A 243-nucleotide genomic window follows, 5' to 3' on the forward strand; every position below is an offset into this window, starting at 1 on the left:
TCTGTTTGAACCGATTTATAATGATGGTGGCGACCCGATTTTTGTAATGGATCAGCTAAGTGATGAAAAAAATAAAGATACAAACTGGATAGAAGAATTAGCACTCAAAGAAGGCATGCGTAGATTAAACGAACGCGAGAAGTTGATTTTGCGCAAGCGTTTTTTCCAAGGTAAGACGCAAATGGAAGTTGCTGATGAAATTGGCATTTCACAAGCCCAAGTATCAAGACTTGAAAAAGCTGC

1 protein-coding gene is annotated in these 243 nt (G+C 38.7%); it reads left to right on the top strand.

Annotation, left to right across the window (positions count from 1 at the left end):
* The coding region (locus ACFVYJ_RS13885; protein WP_463255463.1) for a sigma factor-like helix-turn-helix DNA-binding protein at positions 1 to 243 on the top strand (243 nt) is incomplete at both ends.

Origin of the sequence: Pontibacter sp. JAM-7, assembly GCF_048548695.2 — a bacterium.
GTDB lineage: Bacteria > Pseudomonadota > Gammaproteobacteria > Pseudomonadales > Balneatricaceae > Neptuniibacter.